Source organism: Chryseobacterium sp. NG-CE01 (assembly GCF_055695505.1).
In genome coordinates, this window is sequence record NZ_CM146369.1 from 1,802,489 (window position 1) to 1,820,114 (window position 17,626).

18 protein-coding genes are annotated in these 17,626 nt (G+C 37.4%); 8 read left to right on the forward strand and 10 right to left on the reverse strand.

The window, feature by feature from the left end; translation table 11 throughout:
- Window positions 1-13 precede the first annotated feature (13 nt).
- The 6 genes from pfkA to ACYT6F_RS08715 form a co-directional block, all read right to left on the reverse strand.
- The gene (gene pfkA / locus ACYT6F_RS08690; protein ID WP_472600795.1) at window positions 14-1,000 is read right to left on the reverse strand and encodes a 6-phosphofructokinase; all 987 of its coding nucleotides are present in this window, start codon (window positions 998-1,000) and stop codon (window positions 14-16) included.
- 80 nt (window positions 1,001-1,080) lie between these two features.
- Window positions 1,081-1,953: a DUF4846 domain-containing protein gene (locus tag ACYT6F_RS08695; protein ID WP_472600796.1), complete on the reverse strand. Its 873-nt coding sequence runs from the start codon at window positions 1,951-1,953 to the stop codon at window positions 1,081-1,083.
- Window positions 1,954-2,015: 62 nt separating this feature from the next.
- Entirely contained in the window at window positions 2,016-2,774 is a 759-nt protein-coding gene (locus tag ACYT6F_RS08700; protein WP_472600797.1) for a TIGR03915 family putative DNA repair protein, read from the reverse strand.
- Window positions 2,775-2,844: 70 nt separating this feature from the next.
- Window positions 2,845-3,138, reverse strand: a complete 294-nt coding sequence (locus ACYT6F_RS08705; protein ID WP_472600798.1) for a type II toxin-antitoxin system RelE/ParE family toxin — start codon at window positions 3,136-3,138, stop codon at window positions 2,845-2,847.
- The gene (locus ACYT6F_RS08710) at window positions 3,138-3,359 is read right to left on the reverse strand and encodes a type II toxin-antitoxin system ParD family antitoxin (RefSeq protein WP_472600799.1); all 222 of its coding nucleotides are present in this window, start codon (window positions 3,357-3,359) and stop codon (window positions 3,138-3,140) included. The genes ACYT6F_RS08705 and ACYT6F_RS08710 overlap by 1 nt, the downstream gene beginning before the upstream one ends.
- 75 nt (window positions 3,360-3,434) lie before the next feature.
- Window positions 3,435-4,694, reverse strand: coding sequence for a putative DNA modification/repair radical SAM protein (locus ACYT6F_RS08715; RefSeq protein WP_472600800.1), 1,260 nt, complete (start codon window positions 4,692-4,694; stop codon window positions 3,435-3,437).
- Between the two features lie 146 nt (window positions 4,695-4,840).
- Here ACYT6F_RS08715 and ACYT6F_RS08720 point away from each other — a divergent pair, with 146 nt between their 5' ends.
- From ACYT6F_RS08720 to ACYT6F_RS08730, 3 genes are all read left to right on the forward strand, one after another.
- Complete coding sequence (locus ACYT6F_RS08720; protein ID WP_248394886.1) at window positions 4,841-6,169, forward strand: hydroxymethylglutaryl-CoA reductase, degradative; 1,329 nt, start codon at window positions 4,841-4,843, stop codon at window positions 6,167-6,169.
- Between the two features lie 151 nt (window positions 6,170-6,320).
- Window positions 6,321-6,707 carry a DUF423 domain-containing protein gene (locus ACYT6F_RS08725; RefSeq protein ID WP_472600801.1) on the forward strand — a complete coding sequence of 129 codons (387 nt, stop codon included), beginning with the start codon at window positions 6,321-6,323 and terminating at the stop codon, window positions 6,705-6,707.
- Between the two features lie 214 nt (window positions 6,708-6,921).
- Window positions 6,922-8,199, forward strand: coding sequence for a chloride channel protein (locus ACYT6F_RS08730; protein ID WP_472600802.1), 1,278 nt, complete (start codon window positions 6,922-6,924; stop codon window positions 8,197-8,199).
- A gap of 17 nt (window positions 8,200-8,216) precedes the next feature.
- Here the strand turns inward: ACYT6F_RS08730 and ACYT6F_RS08735 are convergent, their stop codons facing one another.
- The 4 genes from ACYT6F_RS08735 to ACYT6F_RS08750 are packed head-to-tail and all read right to left on the reverse strand — an operon-like array spanning window position 8,217 to window position 13,282.
- Window positions 8,217-9,623, reverse strand: coding sequence for a TolC family protein (locus ACYT6F_RS08735; protein WP_472600803.1), 1,407 nt, complete (start codon window positions 9,621-9,623; stop codon window positions 8,217-8,219).
- Window positions 9,607-10,920 carry an HlyD family secretion protein gene (locus ACYT6F_RS08740; RefSeq protein ID WP_472600804.1) on the reverse strand — a complete coding sequence of 438 codons (1,314 nt, stop codon included), beginning with the start codon at window positions 10,918-10,920 and terminating at the stop codon, window positions 9,607-9,609. Before ACYT6F_RS08740 ends, ACYT6F_RS08735 begins: the two co-directional genes overlap by 17 nt.
- 10 nt (window positions 10,921-10,930) lie before the next feature.
- On the reverse strand, window positions 10,931-12,595 hold the full coding sequence (locus ACYT6F_RS08745; RefSeq protein WP_472600805.1) for a peptidase domain-containing ABC transporter: 1,665 nt from the start codon (window positions 12,593-12,595) through the stop codon (window positions 10,931-10,933).
- Between the two features lie 6 nt (window positions 12,596-12,601).
- A complete protein-coding gene (locus ACYT6F_RS08750; protein ID WP_472600806.1) occupies window positions 12,602-13,282 on the reverse strand; it encodes a TetR/AcrR family transcriptional regulator in 681 nt (226 codons plus the stop codon).
- A 393-nt stretch (window positions 13,283-13,675) separates the two neighbouring features.
- Between ACYT6F_RS08750 and ACYT6F_RS08755 the strand changes: the two genes are divergently transcribed.
- The 5 genes from ACYT6F_RS08755 to ACYT6F_RS08775 all read left to right on the forward strand — a co-directional run bounded on the left by ACYT6F_RS08755 (window position 13,676) and on the right by ACYT6F_RS08775 (window position 17,617).
- Window positions 13,676-14,446, forward strand: a complete 771-nt coding sequence (locus tag ACYT6F_RS08755; protein ID WP_472600807.1) for a carbonic anhydrase — start codon at window positions 13,676-13,678, stop codon at window positions 14,444-14,446.
- A gap of 405 nt (window positions 14,447-14,851) precedes the next feature.
- Window positions 14,852-15,520, forward strand: a complete 669-nt coding sequence (locus ACYT6F_RS08760; protein WP_472600808.1) for a hypothetical protein — start codon at window positions 14,852-14,854, stop codon at window positions 15,518-15,520.
- A gap of 116 nt (window positions 15,521-15,636) precedes the next feature.
- Window positions 15,637-16,284 (forward strand): leucine-rich repeat domain-containing protein, encoded by a 648-nt coding sequence (locus tag ACYT6F_RS08765; RefSeq protein WP_472600809.1) that lies wholly within the window; start codon window positions 15,637-15,639, stop codon window positions 16,282-16,284.
- 33 nt (window positions 16,285-16,317) lie between these two features.
- Complete coding sequence (locus ACYT6F_RS08770) at window positions 16,318-16,779, forward strand: VOC family protein (protein ID WP_472600810.1); 462 nt, start codon at window positions 16,318-16,320, stop codon at window positions 16,777-16,779.
- A 49-nt stretch (window positions 16,780-16,828) separates the two neighbouring features.
- Window positions 16,829-17,617: a DUF2490 domain-containing protein gene (locus tag ACYT6F_RS08775; RefSeq protein ID WP_472600811.1), complete on the forward strand. Its 789-nt coding sequence runs from the start codon at window positions 16,829-16,831 to the stop codon at window positions 17,615-17,617.
- Window positions 17,618-17,626 lie beyond the last annotated feature (9 nt).

Below are 17,626 nucleotides of genomic sequence, written 5' to 3' on the forward strand. Positions count from 1 at the left end.
TTATATTAAAATATTAGATTGCTAAAATTTCTGAAATCAACAGAAGATCTTTATTGATTTCATTGTGTTTTTTAATGGCTTCTTCAATTGGTGTATATACCAGGTCATTAGAACGCATCCCTGCCATTACATTATTTTGTCCTTCCATCAGTCCTGTTACGGCACCATAGCCCAGTCGGCTTGCCAAAACCCTGTCGGCACAGCTTGGTGAGCCTCCTCTCTGCATGTGTCCCAAAACAGCAACACGAATATCATAATCCGGGAATTCCTGCTTGGTTTTTTCAGCAAGTTCATAAACGTTTGCTAATTTTTCACCTTCAGCTACCACCACAATACTGGATGCTTTTCCTGTTTTTTCAGCATTTCTGAAATTATTGAAGAGCTCATCAATGCTGTCTTTTCTTTCAGGGATTAAAATATCCAGTGCCCCTGTTGCCAATCCGCTGTTCAATGCAATAAACCCTGCATCGCGGCCCATTACTTCTACAAAGAAAACCCTGTTGTGGGAGGTCGCCGTATCACGGATTTTGTCAATCGCTTCCATGGCTGTATTTAAAGCAGTATCATAGCCGATCGTATTATCGGTTCCGAAGATATCATTATCAATGGTTCCCGGTATCCCGATTACTCTGATTCCGAATTCTTTATTAAAAATTTTGGCTCCCGTAAAGGTTCCGTCACCACCAATGCATACCAATCCGTCGATACCCAGCTTCACGCAATTGTCGTAAGCTTTCTGGCGGCCTTCTTTGGTTCTAAATTCCATGGATCTGGCAGATTTCAGAATCGTTCCGCCCTGATTGATTATATTTTTTACGGAACGGGGGCCCATTTTAAGGAAATCTCCGTTGATAAGACCGTTATAGCCTTCTCTAACTCCGTAGCATTCGATATTGTAATAATTTGCGGTTCTCACTACCGCCCTTAATGCTGCATTCATACCCGGAGAATCACCTCCAGAGGTAAGAACTGCAATTTTTTTTACAGCACTCTCTTTCATCTAGTAAAAAGTTTCGAACACAAATTTACAAAAACAAGTTCAGATAATAACAGTATGTTGAGAAGAGTTTTGGATATTCATTATTTAAAATGTCTAAAATTTGCTGATCTGAAAAGATATCTTGCCGTAGCAATTTCCGGCGCATCAACATCCAGCTGATACCATGGTGAAATTGTTTTCCGGAAAGGATTCGAAATAATATGAACAGATTGTGCAGGTGTGAAACCTTCTCCCAGGAGATATAGTTTTTCACCCTTCTTATTTGTGCATACTCCGGAAATGAAAACCACGTGGCCGGGACTTCCGGGTGTAATCAGGATATCTCCGGTTTTGAGCTTTCTGTTGTCAGTTACAGGCAGTGTTTCCTTGTTTAATGATATCGTTCCTGCATAGTTGAAAATCAGGTCCAGATAACTTCTAAAATTAGTATAGGAATCATCAAATCCAGCAGTTTTTCTGAAACTCACAGAGCTGCCGTTTACAAAAGCTCTTATCCCGTTTTTATAGTCATTCCAGGAAACGAGATCACCGCTGGTAAAATGAAACTGTATTGTATCAAATTTTTTGGTTTTAAATAAATATTCTGCTCTTAGCCGAATAACAGCATCAGCACACTGCTGAAGATCTCTGTTTCCGGTATCGAGATCAAAAACCGCTTCATGAAGGTGCTGTGTTCCGATTTTATTACCGTCATATCTCAGAATGGGACTTCTGTATGGCTTTAAGGGAAATTGTTCAATAAAATATCCGAAAGAACCAGGCCATTCTTCTACCCACTCGTAGCCTTCCGGAGCCGGAAATCTTTCTTTTATGGTGTTTTTGTTCTTATTGATTTTCAGTTGAATATATTGAGAATCTTCATTTATTTTGGTTGAATTTTTATTCTCTGCTTTTTTCTCGCTACAGCTGCTGATTAATAATAAGAAACTAATTCCCCAAATAATTTTTTTCATGGTTTATATTTGTCCGAAAGATATAAATAATTCTAAAATCAGATTTGCTGCGAGCTGAATGGTTACCACTTTTCCGTTAAATATTTCCAGTATCGCTTGGGCACATGCTGAACATGCAGTTTCAGATTCTTCCTTTCAACAATATTGGTTTTGGTAAAATACCGCTGCCACAACGTCTGATAGTTTTTTTCCTGATCATGAAATTTCTGCTCATATTTGTTGAGGTCAATTTTCTCATCAGGATAGAAGAAGTCGCAGGTTTCAAGATCATAAATAATCCCGTAATTTCTGCGCAAATCGTAAATCATCCATTTCTGATCCTGATAGCGGTCTTTAAAATGTTTGCGAATCAATGGGAGCACATTGAAATCGGGATCGATTTTAGCAAAAAACACATCGTCCTGCATTTTTTCAAAACGGACAAAAGCGGTCATCCTGTGCCGTTCCCGACTGACAGATTTGCAGATTTTAGCGATCTTTAAAATAGCTTCATCAGCGTAATTCTGAAGAATATTTTCATCAGGATATTTTATGGATTGCCTTACCGCGGATAAAATGAGCTGTTCGGCCTCAGGCTCTTCCGATAAATATACTTTCAGCAGCTCATGAATGCCCTGCTTGCCGATGTTTGCTTCGAGTTTATTTAAAACCCTTTCGGATTTATCATTCTGCGTAATCACTTCATGAATTTCAGCAAAGATATTTTCCTGATGAAACCGTTCCCTGCTGATAATTTCCACATCCTTATAACGGTACTCAAAAACCTCAAATACTGCGGTGAAAAGTCCGTCGAAACTTCCGTCGTAGAGTAGGGTGGTCATTTTTTAATATAACAATTTAGTAATTGAACAATGTAACAATTTGAAATGTATTTGTAATCTGAAACAAGGTTTAAAAATAGTTCGGGAGATCTCTGCTTCCATGCAGTACTCTTACAATATGTATATATTTATCCAAAATTCTGTAAAAAATAATATGATTATCTTTCGGAACACTATATAAACCTTCTTTTATTTCATTTCGTACTTTGCCTGATTCTGGATGTAGGATTAAAATTTGAAAAACTTCTTCGATCTCCAAAAGATATTTTTCATCCTGATTAAAACCAAAATTATTTAATGTGTAATCAAAAATGTTTTCCAGATCTTTATCCGCTGCTTCGGATAAGATGTAATTTTCAGGCATTATTTTTTCTTCTTAGATTCAATAATATCCTTTATAGATCGGGAACTTTTGTTATTCCAGCCTTTTTCAATTTCAGCTTTCAGCTCTTCTATGATTCGATGACGGTATACTTCGTGTAGTCGCAACGCATCCCGTACCACTTCACTGGCATTCTGAAAATCTCCCGATTGTATCTGTTCTGCAATATAATCTTCCTGCTTTTTTGTAAAACTGACATTCATTGTTAATCTTTTTTCGAAATTACAAAATATATCCATATTTAGCAAAATTGGACATGAATTTAAATATAGATGGCTTTAAAACAAAGTCAGTTGTTGCGAAAACTGATTATGAAATTTGGAAGAACTTCCGCCAATAAGCAACCTCCTGAAATTTTTATCCGTTAAATATTTTAGGTAAGCATTTCCGGCATTAAAGTCGATAAAATACCGGGCGCGGTTCACAGCAGCTCCCAGTTTGCTTAGATGATCCATCGTAAGAACCTGAAAACGTCTCGCGCTAACAATTTTTTTGGCTGTTTTCACACCAATCCCGGGAATTCTTAAAATCATCTGGTAATCGGCAGTCTGAAGATTAACAGGAAACTGATCGAGATGTCTTAACGCCCAGCTCATTTTGGGATCCATTTCAAGATCAAGGAAAGGCATGTTCGGATCCAGGATTTCTTCTGCTTTAAATCCGTAAAATCTCATGAGCCAGTCGGATTGATACAATCTGTTCTCGCGGAGCATCGGAACTTCTGTCGTTAAAGAGGGGAGCCGCTTATCTTCCAAAACCGGCACGTATCCCGAATAATACACTCTTTTCAGATTAAAATTTTTATAAAAATGATCCGCTACTTTAATGATCTGAAGATCATTTTCGTTGGTAGCGCCTACAATCATCTGTGTAGACTGTCCCGCCGGAGCAAATTTAGGAACCTTCCTGAAAATCTTTTTTTCATCCTTATACTGATCAATACCCTTCTGAATATACCGCATCGGGTTGATCATGTCCTGCCTGTTTTTTTCAGGAGCCAGAAGTTTTAGTCCGCTTTCCGTGGGGATTTCAAGATTAATGGATAATCGGTCTGCATACAATGCGGCTTCCTGCATCAGTTCATCACTTGCCCCGGGAATAGATTTTAAATGAATATAACCGTTGAAATTTTCTTCAAGACGAAGCTTTTTAGCTACTCTCACCAGACGTTCCATCGTGGTGTCTGCATTTTTGAAAATCCCTGAGCTAAGAAACAACCCTTCGATATAATTTCTTCTGTAAAAATTAATGGTAAGATCCACTACTTCCTCTACTGTAAAAGCTGCTCTTTTGATATCATTCGAACTTCTGGAAACACAATAGGCACAATCATAAATACAATGATTGGTAAGCAGAATTTTTAAAAGTGAAACACAACGACCGTCCTCGGTATAAGTATGGCAGATTCCACTTACGGAACTGTCTCCTAAAGCACCTTTTTTATTTTTTCTCGTACCTCCGCTTGAGGAGCAGGATACATCGTATTTCGCTGCGTCAGCAAGGATTTCAAGCTTTTCTTTCAGGCGGTCAAAATTCATATTGTTAATTGATTATCTTAAAGTTGAATAAGATGAATGGTTCAAATTTAGCTCCAAAATTGATAAATATCAATCTTTTTCGATTGAAGTTATCAACAACGGAAAGTTACAAAATCACTATATTTACATTTCTTTAAAGATATACTATGAATCATCAACCGGTTGAAGGTTTTTCCAAACTTTCCAAACAGCGAAAAATCGATTGGCTTATCTCAGAATACCTTAGTGACGATCGCAGTTACGAACAGATTTTACAGCAATACTGGAACAATAATGCCGAAATTCAGAAACTCCATGAAGAATTTTCTGAAAATACCATTTCCAACTTTTATATGCCGTACGGAATAGCCCCGAATTTTCTAATTGACGGAAAATTGCTGGCTTTGCCTATGGCTGTTGAAGAAAGTTCTGTGGTAGCGGCAGCATCTAAAGCAGCAAAATTCTGGATTGATAAAGGTGGCTTTAAAACAACCATTATCAACACCGAAAAACTTGGCCATACGCACTTTATATTTAACGTAGAATCCCATAAATTATTACATTTTTTCAACTTTAGGCTAAAGAAAAAACTTTTTGAAACTACGGAAGATATTACCGCGAATATGCGGAAACGCGGCGGCGGAATTTTAGATATCAAATTAATTGATAAAACCTCCGAAATGCCAAATTATTACCAGTTAAAGGCCAGCTTTGATACGGTAGACTCCATGGGTGCGAATTTTATCAATTCCTGCCTGGAGCAATTCGGGAAGACCTTGAAGCAGGAGGTTGCAGAAAATGAAGATTTTACCCGCGAAGAAAAAGATTCATTACAGATTGTGATGAATATTCTTTCCAATTTTACACCCGACTGTATCGTAAGAGCTGAGGTGTCATGCAGGATTGATGAACTGAAAGATGACAGCGGAATTTCCAATGAAGAATTTGCATGGAAGTTCAAACAGGCGGTTACGATTGCTGAAATTGAACCTTTCCGCGCTACCACCCACAATAAAGGAATCATGAACGGGGTAGATGCAGTAGTTATTGCGACAGGAAATGACTTTAGAGCAACGGAAGCCTGTGCACACGCTTATGCTGCGAGAAACGGGAAATATTCTTCTTTAACGCATTGTACAACAGATAACGGAATCTTCCGGTTCTGGATTGATCTTCCTATTTCAGTGGGAGTTGTAGGCGGCCTTACGAATCTTCATCCTTTGGTAAAATTTTCTTTGGCTTTGTTAGGAAAACCTTCTGCGCAGGAATTAATGAGTATTTTGGCGGTATCCGGACTGGCACAGAATTTTGGGGCATTACGCTCTCTGATCACCACGGGAATTCAGAAAGGACATATGAAAATGCATTTGCTGAATATTCTTAATCAAATGGGAGCTACAGAACAAGAAAAGCAGTATTTTGTTACCTATTTCAAAGATAAAACGGTAAGCCATCACGAGGTGATCTCTGAATTTAACAGGTTGAGAGCGCAATAATGTTTGGAATTATTGTCTCTGCATTGATGCTTGCTGTCGGAATATTTCTGAAAGTAACCAAAAATCCAGGTTTTGCCCAAAATAAAAAATTTGCCTGGATTTTTATAGGAATCGGACTCGTGTCATTAATATTCAAAATTTTAAATTATAAATGAAAACAATAACATTAATTTTTGGAGCGGTATACGGTATGCTTTCCGTAATCTTAGGTGCATTCGGAGCACACGCTCTAAAGAAAATCCTTTCTGTGGAAAGACTCGAAAGTTTTGAGACAGGCGTACGTTATCAAATGTATGCTGCTTTTTTCCTGTTAGTCGTAGGCTATATTTTAAAATTTGAAACGAAAACCGAAAACTGGATTTCATGGCTGATGATTTTCGGGACCATGCTTTTCTCGTTCAGCATTTACGGCTTGAGTATGCAGGATTATTTCGGAATGAATCTGAAATTTCTGGGACCGATCACTCCTCTTGGAGGGCTCTTAATGATCCTGAGCTGGGGCCTTCTTATTTTTTATTTTGCTAAAAACAGAATATAATTGTCTTCGGCAGGTTCAGACTGAATTAAAAATGAGGCGCGAACGAAGCGAGCGTCGAAACACTTAGTATTAGCAGTGCCATGCTGAGCCTGTCGAAGCATCTCTATACAATCCTGAAAACGAAGCTTTTTGTTTTTAAAGATTGATTCAGAAAGGTTTCAAATAGTCATTCTCATGACAACAAATGATGATTGTAATTTTAAAATTAATTAAAATGAAAATCAACAGAAGACGGCGTATTATAAGGACATTCAATCTTTTGGATCAGCCCATCCGGTTTAATCCGTTTGTATTCAGCCGTACTTTTTTTATGTGGGCCATCACAGGACTGGTTGGCGGGGTTATTGCCGGACTGTATTGGATTGTCCTTGAACATTTCACAGCGTTTTTAGCCGAATTCCAAGGTTGGATGGTTATTCCTACGATGGCAGTATGTGGTCTGCTGGCTGGTCTGGTTATTCATTTTATCGGTGATCCGGGAGAGATTCATCTTATTGTCAATAACATCCGTTTCAATAAAGGAAAGCTTGAACCCAAAAATAATCCTTCTATGATTTTGTCTTCACTATTTTGTGTTGCTTCGGGTGGAAGTTTAGGACCTGAAGCTCCTTTGGTACAGGTTACGGGTTCTACGGGAACTTTATTGGGCAAGATTTTCAGGCTGAAAGGTGAGGAACTGCGTTCTTTGAGTATTGCCGGAATGGCCTCCGGTTTTACGGCACTTTTCGGCGCTCCGCTGGGCGGAAGTCTTTTTTCTCTTGAAATCCTTCATCATAAGCATGCTGTCGAATATTACAAAGCGATTATTCCCGCTTTGGTAGCAAGCTGTTTCAGCTACCTCATGTTTGCACTTATTATTCATTTGGGAATAGGGGCCACCTGGAACCTGAAAGCGTATCATTATACAGGAGTCTATGATTTTGCCTATGCGACGGCTTTCGGGATTATCGGAACCATTTTCGGATGGATTTTTATTTTCATCGTTAAATTTTTCAAACGTGTTTTTGAATACAGGAAATTCCCGATTTATGTTAAAACTTTAACCGGAGGGGTTATTCTGGGTGCCATTGCTTTTTATTTTCCGATTACAAGATATTTCGGGCATAATGAGATCAACCAATTAATCAATGGCAATTTTGCATTAAGCTTTTTAATTGTTGTTTTGATTTTCAAAATTTTAGCCATTGCTGTTACCGTAACTTCCGGATGGAGAGGTGGTTTCATTATTCCGCTTTTCTTCGTGGGAACGACTTTAGGATTAATCATTCATCAATTGTTTCCGGCTGTTGATACTACGCTTGCCATTGTAAGCTGTATGGCGGCCATTAACGCATGTGTTACCAGAACACCGATGAGTACAACAATTATCTTGGGGACCTTAACGGGCTTTACCTATTTTGTCCCGATACTGTTTGCCAGTCTTACCGGTTATTTCCTGGCTCCGAAAATTCCGTTCATCGGATCTCAATCGGAAAAATTATCCGAAGAATAAGATCACTCTGAATATTTTTAATTAAACTGAAAGTTTTCTTTCATCCATTTTAGTTTGTTGTAGCTTTTCAGGAATTTATTGTTGAGAAGAATAAACTTTTCCTGTGCGTCGATCATCTTATTTTCCCTGGAATTAATCAGGAAAAGTGAGCTTTCACCATTGCTGAACCTTGTTTCTTCAGCCTGAAGAAGCCGCTGATAATTCGTAAGGTTGTTCCGCGCAATATCAATCTGTGAATGATAATTAATGACTTCATTTTTATACGTCAGGATTTTGGTTTCAAGTTCCCTTCTTTTCACCTGGGTGTCTAAAGTATTTTGTTGTATCTTAAGCTTGGCGATCTGGTAGTTGGCTCTTGCTTCTCTTTGAAAAACAGGAATTTCCAGCTTTAATCCATATTGGAAATTATTATCAAAAACCGGAAGATATTCTGCCCTGTAATTTTCTTTGTTAAAGAAATTATAGGTAAAATCAAGTTTAGGAAGAAAACTTTGCCATTTCAGCCTTCTTTCACTTTCCAGGATATTCTGTTTCTGAAAATAATACAGCAGCGAAAAATGATCATTCAGATTCTGACGGTCAATCTGCGCGATCAGCATGTCAAAATTACTGAAAGCTTCGCTGTCTGTCATTTTGTCTGAAGGATAAATCATAGCAGTGAGATCATACAGTTCTCTATTGTCTTTCCATAAAAAAAGCTGAAGATCCTGCGTGCTTTTTACAAAATTCAGAAAAGCATCTCTTTCCTGAAGACGGAAACTCTGCAGCTGCGATGCTGCTTCTACGGTGTCAATGGCAGGCCGTTCACCAAAATTTAAAGTCTTTTTGGTAAGTTCAAGTCGTTTTTCATTAATTAAAACAGCTTTGCGCTGAAGCTGATAAATTTCGAAATTTTTCACCCACTCCCAATAGGTATTTTCGGCTTCCAGAAGAAGATCGTTGGTGAGAACTGCCTGTTCTGCTTCAGTCATTTTCACGGCATACCTGGCCTGTTCCAGCATGGCTCTTCTTTTGTCATACAAAAGATTTTTAGCCAGTGGAATAGTGACCCCGAATTGGTAAAGCCCACCTTTGGTATCACTGTTATTGATTTTTTCTCCGTCCAGATAATTGTAACTTGCTGTCAGATCAATCCCGTACCAGGTAGGAATCCCGAGTTCAAGATTTTTCTGTCTGTAATATTGTACGCCATCGATATTTTTTTCTCCAAGTTTTCCACCCAAAACAGGGTCAAAGTTTCCTCTTGCGCGTGTGACTTCTGAAGCTGCAATTTTATTCTGAAGCTGATATTTTATAGCTAAAGGATGATAGTTTTTTACAATGGAAATAAATTCTCCTGCCGACATCTTCAGTGAATCCTGTGCTGAAAATATCCCACCGCAGAGCAGGACAAAGAGAAATATAATTTTATTTCTGTTTTTCATTCTGACCGGTTTTTTCAGTTTTAACTTCATAATAATCCGGCGGGAAGCCATTGATATTTCTCCACAGTTCATACCAGATAGGAACATCATTCAGAATAGCAATTCCCTGTACGCCGGTACCCATTCTGATTTTCGGGGGCCATCTTTTCTCGGTCTTATCTTCTACTACCAGTGCTTTGAAAAGACCGTTGGCACTGATGTTATTCTCTATAGCAATTACTTTTCCTGCAAAAGTTCCGTAGCTTGAATCCGGCCATCCCGAAAATACGATCGCGGGAAAACCATCAAAAATACACATCACGCGTTGTCCTTCTTTGATAAGCGGAAGATCAACCGGTTTAATATAAATTTCAACAGCGTAATCTACCGTTTTCGGCACAATAATCCCGATGCTTTCCGTTTCTTTAAGAATTTCCCCGATTCCTGCTTTATTCAGCTGCACAATCTGTCCGTCCTGGGAAGCGACGATATAATATAGTCCCTGACGGAATTTGTAATTGGCAACCTGATTTTCAAGCTTGGCGATATCTCCTTCGCTGCCTTCTATCTGCCCCATACTCTGAAACCTTTCACCTTCTGTTTTGCTGAGCTTTTCGGTATAATCCTGAATCACCGCATTCTGCTCGATTCCCATAGTCGAAATTTCCTGTCTGGTCTGGGCTACCTTATTCTCAGCTGAGGTTTTTTTGGCAATTGCATTCTGGTAAGAGATGCTTCGCTGCTGGAACTGCGTTAAAGAAACCAACCCTTCATCGTACATCTTTTTCTGTCTTGCATACTGGTCTTCAGAAAGCTTAAGCTCATTGCTTACAGCAGCGAGTTCAGCTTCTTCACCTGCAAGTTTGTTTTTCAGCTGACTTATTTTTATCTGAATCTGGCTCAGTTTAAGATCCTTAGCCGCGGCTAGAGCCTCAAGCTGGCTGTTGGTGGTTCCTACTTTGGCTTCATAATAATCCCTGACGCCCTTTTTGGCTTCCACCTGCTGCTGTGTTCTTTTTACAAGCAGAGGATCAAAGTAGTCATCTTTTACTTCTGAGAGCTGGAGAATGGTATCTCCTTTTTTAACATAATCTCCGTTTTTAACATACCATTTAATGATTTTCCCGGGAATTGGTGAATTGAGCTGTTGAGGACGCTGCTCCTGATACAGGGACGTTACATTTCCCATTACCTTAATATTTTGCGTCCAAGGCAGGAACAGTACAATGAAAGCCGTAAGAAAGATTAATAGAAACCATCTTTTTGCGTGCGATTCTTTGTCAATATTGTATATTTTATCAAAAGACTGAATTTTCATACCTGTATTTTTAAAATAAAGTTTTTAAAGTTCCGTTCTCCAGGTGCAGGTGCTGATCTGCATACTCCAGAATCTCGGAATTTTGAGAAACAATGACAATAGTGGTTTTATGGCTGATTTCCTTGAGGTATTGCAGCATTTTATGTTTAAAAACTTCGTTCATACCGTCGACAGGATCTTCAAGCAGCAGCAGTTTTTTCTCGCCGATCAATGCCCGCAGCAGCAGTATTTTTTTCTTGGAACTGAATGAGATTTCCGGATCCGTCTCGCTTACTTCGGTAAAGAAACCGCTGGTAAACTGGCTTGAAATATTCTCGGCGCCAATTCTTTCCGACAGTTCAAGGACATCTTCCATATTTATATTTTCGTTCCCCATAAGTATATTATCCTGAACGGTTCCCTGGATCATTCTCATATCTTCAAGGTATACCCCCATTTCTATCCTGAGTTTTTCTTTATCAATATTTTTCAATGGAATTTTATTAAAAAGAACGCTTCCGGCCGGCGGTTCATAAAATCCTGCCATCATATTCAGTAGCAATGATTTTCCTGAACCGAGTTCGCCCGATATTACGGTAATTGTATTTTCCCTGATGGTACAGTTAATATCCTGAAGAATATGGATATTGCTGTTAAAATAAAAGTCTACATTTTTAAATTCAATTTCAATACCTTCATTTTGGTTGGCAAAAACAATCTCTCCGTTTTTCTCTTCATCCAGCTCGGTCACTTTATTAAGTTTTGCAAGAGAAGCAATCACATCATAATAGCTTTCTAGGCTTATAATCAGTTTTTCTACAGCAGACATAATGCTTAATACAACGATTTCTGTAGCAATGAACGCACCGATATTGAGCTTCTGGTTTACCAGGAGATACGTACCGATAACCAGCATGGCCAATGTAATGATTACCTTAAAAGCAATAATGGTTTTATACTGAATTTCCAGAACCTTGAAATGCGAAGTTCTGTGCCCAAGATATCCGGTTACGCGTTCATCAATTCCTTTGAGGTGAATATCGGTTTCTGAATTGATCTTAAAAGATTTTACCGAGGCTGAAAGGTCTTCTATCCATGCTGCCGTCTCATATTTTTTATTGCTTTCCTCAAGACTGGATTTGATGCCGCTTTCCATAGTGAAATTAAAAATAATTACCACAGTCAGCACTACCAGAACACCGAAAATCAGAAACCACGGATGATAGAATGACAGCAGAAGAAGTCCAAAAAGAATTTGTATAAGAGCCGTGGGAATTTCCAGCAAGATTTTTGAAATTCCTTTCTGAAGATTCTGGGTGTCAAAAAAACGGTTTACAAGTTCCGGGAGATAGTATTTTCTGGTACTTGAAAGGTTAACTTTAGGAATCTTTTCGGTAAAAGCGATGGAAAACTCTACGAAAATTTTCTGCTGGATTTTTTCAATAATCTGCATTACTTTCAATCTGAAATATCCTACAAGCCATGTTCCTATCACCACAAAAAAGATAAGAATATAAATAGACGTTGCCATAGTAGCACCCATTACAAAGCTTATAATGGACTGAATTCCCAACGGAACGCTTAGCTGCACAAGACCGTTGAGAATGGCATAAAAATAAATATTGGTAACATCTTTTTTTTCTTTAGTAACGTATTTGAAAAGTTTGTAACCGTACTGTTTAGGAGTGGTTTCCATTTGTGCTTATTGTTTTATCAGATTAAAGGTAATGAAACGTAAATATTCCAGAACATATTTTTTGTGTTCTTTTCTTTTGATGTGATTATCTGTGAGTTTTGGGAGATGTTCGCTGAAAAACTGCTGATCGTGGGCCGTCTCAAGCAAAGTGCTTGCAAAGGATTTCGGGTAGGGGAAATCTGGTTTTGCCTGTGTAATAACTTCACCGAAAAAATTACACAGACTTTTCAGCGGGCTGAAAACCATTTCCTGATTGATTTCATCTACTTCTTTTACAAGATAAGATTTGCTGCTTTCTGCGATGACGATGCTGTGAAGTTTTGCAAGATCATAGTCTTCAATCCTGTCGTGGGTTTCATCATTATGGGTAATAATTTCAAGAATTTTTTCCATTTTCTCCAGAGGTTCCTTCATTTCCTCAAGTCTGAGCTTGGAAATAAATTCAATATAAGACCAGTACCAGTTTAAGATATAGGTCAATAATTTATGCTTGGAAGGAAAATATCGGTATACTGTAGCTTCGGTAGAATTAATCTTCTGCGCAAGCTTTTTAAAGGTAAAGCTCTCAAAACCGGTTTCATAAATCAGTTCAATAGAATTTTTTACAATAGACTTTCCTATTTCACTGTTTTCGGGATTTTTAAGATATAACGTTTCGTTGACTTTAAATTTTACTTGAAATTCCATTTTTAATTTTTTCTGGTTGTAGCAGTGTTGCTATTATATTTAGCAAAACCTATACCAAAAGTTATTTTAGTATAATTTATGATAGTATTACTATCTATTGGCATAGTATTTGTTTTATAATATTACTTAAATAAATTAAATTTTGTATATAATATCCTTATTTAAAGATTCTTATGAACCGATATAAAATATTTCGAAATGGAAAATTTGTGTTACGAAAGTAATTTTTAAATATTCTAATGTAAAAGTTGGGATTGAGAAAATTGTAATGGATATTATATCTCTTATTGAAATATCACATATTCACTTTTATTATAAATGTGGAAAAGATAATTTTAAATAAACGGACTAGCCGAACACCGTATTAAGAAGTAGGCCAAAAAACACTTAAAAATGAAAAGAATATTTGTTTTCCTCGTAGCTTTTTTTGCCTTCCAAACCCTGGCATTTGCACAGGTAAGAAAAACAGAAAAAAATAGAAACACTAAAATTGCCGATTCTGTAAGATGGCGTGCTGAACATTATATTGTTAATCGAGATTCTGCTTATGCAGATCCAAGAATAGGTCTTAAAAAACTGCAGGGTGGCAACAGGCGGTTTGTGGAAGGCAAAAGTATAAAGCCACGACAAAATTATGAAACCATTAAAAAGTTAGAAAACGGGCAGGCTCCTTTTGCTGTAATTGTAGGTTGCTCGGATAGCCGAGTGCCAAACGAAATGATTTTCGATCAGGGTTTGGGAGATCTGTTTATTATAAGAACCGCAGGCCAGGTTTCGGCGGCTGCATCATATGGAAGTATGGAATTTGCAGTACTGAAATTAAAAACCAAATTGGTTGTAGTACTGGGGCATACAGAATGCGGTGCTGTTGCAGCAGCGGTCGAAAGGCCGGAAAATGTTCCGGGGCACATTGTTACTTTAATTAATGATATAAAACATGCTGCCGCCAAAAGTTCTCACTTGCACGGAGATCCTGTAAACAATGCTGTTCGCCAGAATGTAATCGAGCAGGTAAATTCACTGCGTGATCTCGATCCTATTTTACACAAAAAATATACAGATGGCGAGATATTAATAGTAGGAGCTGTATATGACATACACACAGGAAAAGTAGAGTTTTTGGAAGAGACACTTGTAAATCTTCCAAAACCTAAAACTAAATAATTGAATTTAAGCGGGCTGGAGTTGGTTTTTTCATATTTAATTTTGCTTCTTATACATTTTAACAGCCCGCTTTTTTACTAAGATCGATAAAATGAAAACTTTTAGTCAATCTTTATTAATCTTTTGTTTTGTGCAAAATGATGAAATCACAGGAAAGATTTGAATTTAAAGCATTATTGTAATGAATGAAAATCCTCAAAGAAGTGTTAATACTTAATCCGGATTGTGAAATTGGCAGTTTAGAAAGAAGAATTGAAATAAGGTAAAACCAAGCAAAGCTAACTATAACCAAAAGTTCTTACTTACATGGAGATTTTGTAACAATGCCGTCCGTCATAATGTAATAGATAATTAATAAAAGAATTTTTTTTATTATAATATATAAACAATTTAAACATAACAATTATGAAAAAAGCGAGATTATTTCTAGGAAGCTTAGCATTAGTAACGTTGATGTATTCCTGTAACAAAGTAAACGAAAAAGCTCCGACGCAGCCTGCTAAGAGTACTGCTCAAACCAGCGAAAAAGTACAGAAAGTTATAGATGAATTAGGACTGGTATATGTAGAAGAAGGGGCGCAGGATATTATCACCTATGATGAAGTAAATGCTGCGCAGCAAGCTTGGTGCGACGCATTGGTGAAAATAGGACAAATAAAAGAAGAAGGTGGTGATTACAGAAAGTTTGCAGAGCAGGTATTGTCTGATGCGTATAATTATGATTATGGTAAAGTCTTCTTCAAACCGACTTTGGCTTATGGAGACCAGACTTTCAGAAACGACAAAAAGGGAGCTTTAGCTTATTTTGTAGGTGGGGATGCCAATTATCCTAATGATAAAGGCTTTGCATTAAAACCATGGGTAAAGGCAAGATATGATAATGCAGGAGATGCTAATCAGGGAATTCAGATTTATGGTTCTGTGGCGATTACGATGGGAAATGTATGGGTAACAGATAAAGAAGGCAATGAAGTAATGGTTGATAAAACTTGGGTTTTCAGAAAAGGTGAAGATGGAAAACTTAGAATTATTGTTCATAAATCTTCTTTGCCTTACAAACCGGAAGTAAAATAGATTTTAAATTCAAATCCGGCTGCGAAACTACTTTTCATGCCGGATTTTGAAAAAGAACTTGAGAATCAACCAAAATTAAAACTATTTAATGTGTTTAACAGTAAAAGAAATATCCAATGAAAACATTTACACTTTTATTCATTTTTTTGTATATAAGCATCTTTAATAGAGGTTTTTCACAAAATATAACGGCAGCACAGGACTCGGATACATATACTTCAATAAAAGAAGCACTTCGAAATCCTGAAAAAGTAAAAAAACTTGATCTCAGTAATCAGAAAATTAACTTTCCAAAAGGATTTTGGTCTAAATTCAAAAACCTGGAATATCTGAGTCTAAAAAATGAAGGCCTTGTATTTTTACCCGAAGGGATTTCCGAACTTACAAATCTGAAAATATTAGATCTCAGCGGTAATGATTTTAAGGTTTTGCCATCCGGCTTTACAAAACTTACCAAGCTGGAAGAACTTTTCCTGAACGACGAAAAGAATATTGATCTTTCACAAAATATTGATCTTCTCAGTAAAATGAAAAACTTAAGAGTGTTGCATATAGAAAATGACAGACTCAGAAAGCTGCCTGCAAATTTTTGGAAACTCAATTATCTGGAATCGGTATATCTGAATGACAATCAGCTTGAAGAATTTGACTTTCCTAAAGAAAAAATGAATAACCTTAAAAATATTGATCTCCGCAACAACCTTTTTATGCCAAGTGATATCGACAGGCTCAACTCTCAGTACGGAACACTTTTGAGGTTTTAAAGATCAGATTAATACCATTTGAACTACTCTAAAATGCTGAAATTAAATGTTATTACCCGGATAGTTTATTTATTGAGTGTTTTTGCGGTGTTCGCACAGTGTAATCCTAAAAAGGACAAGGCAAAAATCAATCCTGTCGTTTATTTTGAAATACCCGTCAAAAATCTCGAAAGAGCAACTGCATTTTATAAGAATGTGTTCGGATTTCATTTTGAATATACAAATATTGATCATAACGAAATGGCACTTTTCCCTTTTTCGGAAAAAAACAGCGGAATAAGCGGCGCGCTTGCAAAAGGCGAAATCTATAAGCCTACAAATGATGGTGTCTTAATTTATTTCGGAACTAAAAATATTGACGCAACATTAAAAAGTGCAGAAGATAACGGGGGCCGGATATTATATCCCAAAACAGATAATGTAATTGGTTTTGTTGCAGAATTTGAAGATCCTGAAGGAAACAGAATAGCATTATACCAATCCGTAGACCGATAAACTCTATTTTTCTCTTAAATAATCGGAATTTAATCCAACTAAAATAAAAATGATGAAAATAAATGTATTTAAATTGCAGTTTCTTGCAGCAATTTTCATTTCCGTTTTTGCTGCTGCGCAAAACAACAGGATCAATACCTCCGAAAACATTGGCTGGTATAATTTTTTCGGAACCATTAAGCTCAATGATCAATGGGGAATTCACACCGAATACCAATGGCGGAGAGATAACTTCATTACCGACTGGCAGCAGAGCCTTTTGAGAATCGGTGTAAACTATCAGCTCAATCCCAGGGTACTGCTTCGTGCAGGTTATGCATGGATCGAAACTTTTCCTTACGGTGAAATTCCGATCAACGGTATGGGAAGGGATTTTACAGAACACAGGATTTTTGAAATGGTACAGCTTTCCCACAAAGAAGGGCTGGTAGATTTTTCCCATCGCTTTATGCTGGAACAGCGTTTCGTGGGAAGATATACTTCCGCAAATGTAAATTCTGAAGACGACTTTCCTTTACTGCACAGGATGCGCTATATGATTCGTCTGCAGGTTCCGCTGAAAGGGAGAGAGATCAAAGATAAAACGCCGTACGCTGCGGTTTATGATGAGGTCTTTATCGGCTTCGGAAAAAATGTGAATGCCAATGTTTTTGATCAGAACCGTATCGGTGCGTTGTTGGGATATAGATTCAATAAAAACTTCAGGCTGGAAGCAGGATACCTTAATCAGACAGTTCAGTTCGGAAGACAGATCAACGGTAAGAACGTTTTCCAGAATAATCACGGGTTTATCGTCAACGCCAATGTGACGATAGATGCGGGCAAGAAAAAAGAGTAAAAATGTAAG

Excerpts from the sequence above, each read along its gene's own strand:
- pfkA (WP_472600795.1), bottom strand. The coding sequence starts at position 1,000 with ATGAAAGAGAGTGCTGTAAAAAAAATTGCAGTTCTTACCTCTGGAGGT.
- ACYT6F_RS08695 (WP_472600796.1), bottom strand. The coding sequence starts at position 1,953 with ATGAAAAAAATTATTTGGGGAATTAGTTTCTTATTATTAATCAGCAGC.
- ACYT6F_RS08700 (WP_472600797.1), bottom strand. The coding sequence starts at position 2,774 with ATGACCACCCTACTCTACGACGGAAGTTTCGACGGACTTTTCACCGCA.
- ACYT6F_RS08705 (WP_472600798.1), bottom strand. The coding sequence starts at position 3,138 with ATGCCTGAAAATTACATCTTATCCGAAGCAGCGGATAAAGATCTGGAA.
- ACYT6F_RS08710 (WP_472600799.1), bottom strand. The coding sequence starts at position 3,359 with ATGAATGTCAGTTTTACAAAAAAGCAGGAAGATTATATTGCAGAACAG.
- ACYT6F_RS08715 (WP_472600800.1), bottom strand. The coding sequence starts at position 4,694 with ATGAATTTTGACCGCCTGAAAGAAAAGCTTGAAATCCTTGCTGACGCA.
- ACYT6F_RS08720 (WP_248394886.1), top strand. The coding sequence starts at position 4,841 with ATGAATCATCAACCGGTTGAAGGTTTTTCCAAACTTTCCAAACAGCGA.
- ACYT6F_RS08725 (WP_472600801.1), top strand. The coding sequence starts at position 6,321 with ATGAAAACAATAACATTAATTTTTGGAGCGGTATACGGTATGCTTTCC.
- ACYT6F_RS08730 (WP_472600802.1), top strand. The coding sequence starts at position 6,922 with ATGAAAATCAACAGAAGACGGCGTATTATAAGGACATTCAATCTTTTG.
- ACYT6F_RS08735 (WP_472600803.1), bottom strand. The coding sequence starts at position 9,623 with ATGAAAAACAGAAATAAAATTATATTTCTCTTTGTCCTGCTCTGCGGT.
- ACYT6F_RS08740 (WP_472600804.1), bottom strand. The coding sequence starts at position 10,920 with ATGAAAATTCAGTCTTTTGATAAAATATACAATATTGACAAAGAATCG.
- ACYT6F_RS08745 (WP_472600805.1), bottom strand. The coding sequence starts at position 12,595 with ATGGAAACCACTCCTAAACAGTACGGTTACAAACTTTTCAAATACGTT.
- ACYT6F_RS08750 (WP_472600806.1), bottom strand. The coding sequence starts at position 13,282 with ATGGAATTTCAAGTAAAATTTAAAGTCAACGAAACGTTATATCTTAAA.
- ACYT6F_RS08755 (WP_472600807.1), top strand. The coding sequence starts at position 13,676 with ATGAAAAGAATATTTGTTTTCCTCGTAGCTTTTTTTGCCTTCCAAACC.
- ACYT6F_RS08760 (WP_472600808.1), top strand. The coding sequence starts at position 14,852 with ATGAAAAAAGCGAGATTATTTCTAGGAAGCTTAGCATTAGTAACGTTG.
- ACYT6F_RS08765 (WP_472600809.1), top strand. The coding sequence starts at position 15,637 with ATGAAAACATTTACACTTTTATTCATTTTTTTGTATATAAGCATCTTT.
- ACYT6F_RS08770 (WP_472600810.1), top strand. The coding sequence starts at position 16,318 with ATGCTGAAATTAAATGTTATTACCCGGATAGTTTATTTATTGAGTGTT.
- ACYT6F_RS08775 (WP_472600811.1), top strand. The coding sequence starts at position 16,829 with ATGATGAAAATAAATGTATTTAAATTGCAGTTTCTTGCAGCAATTTTC.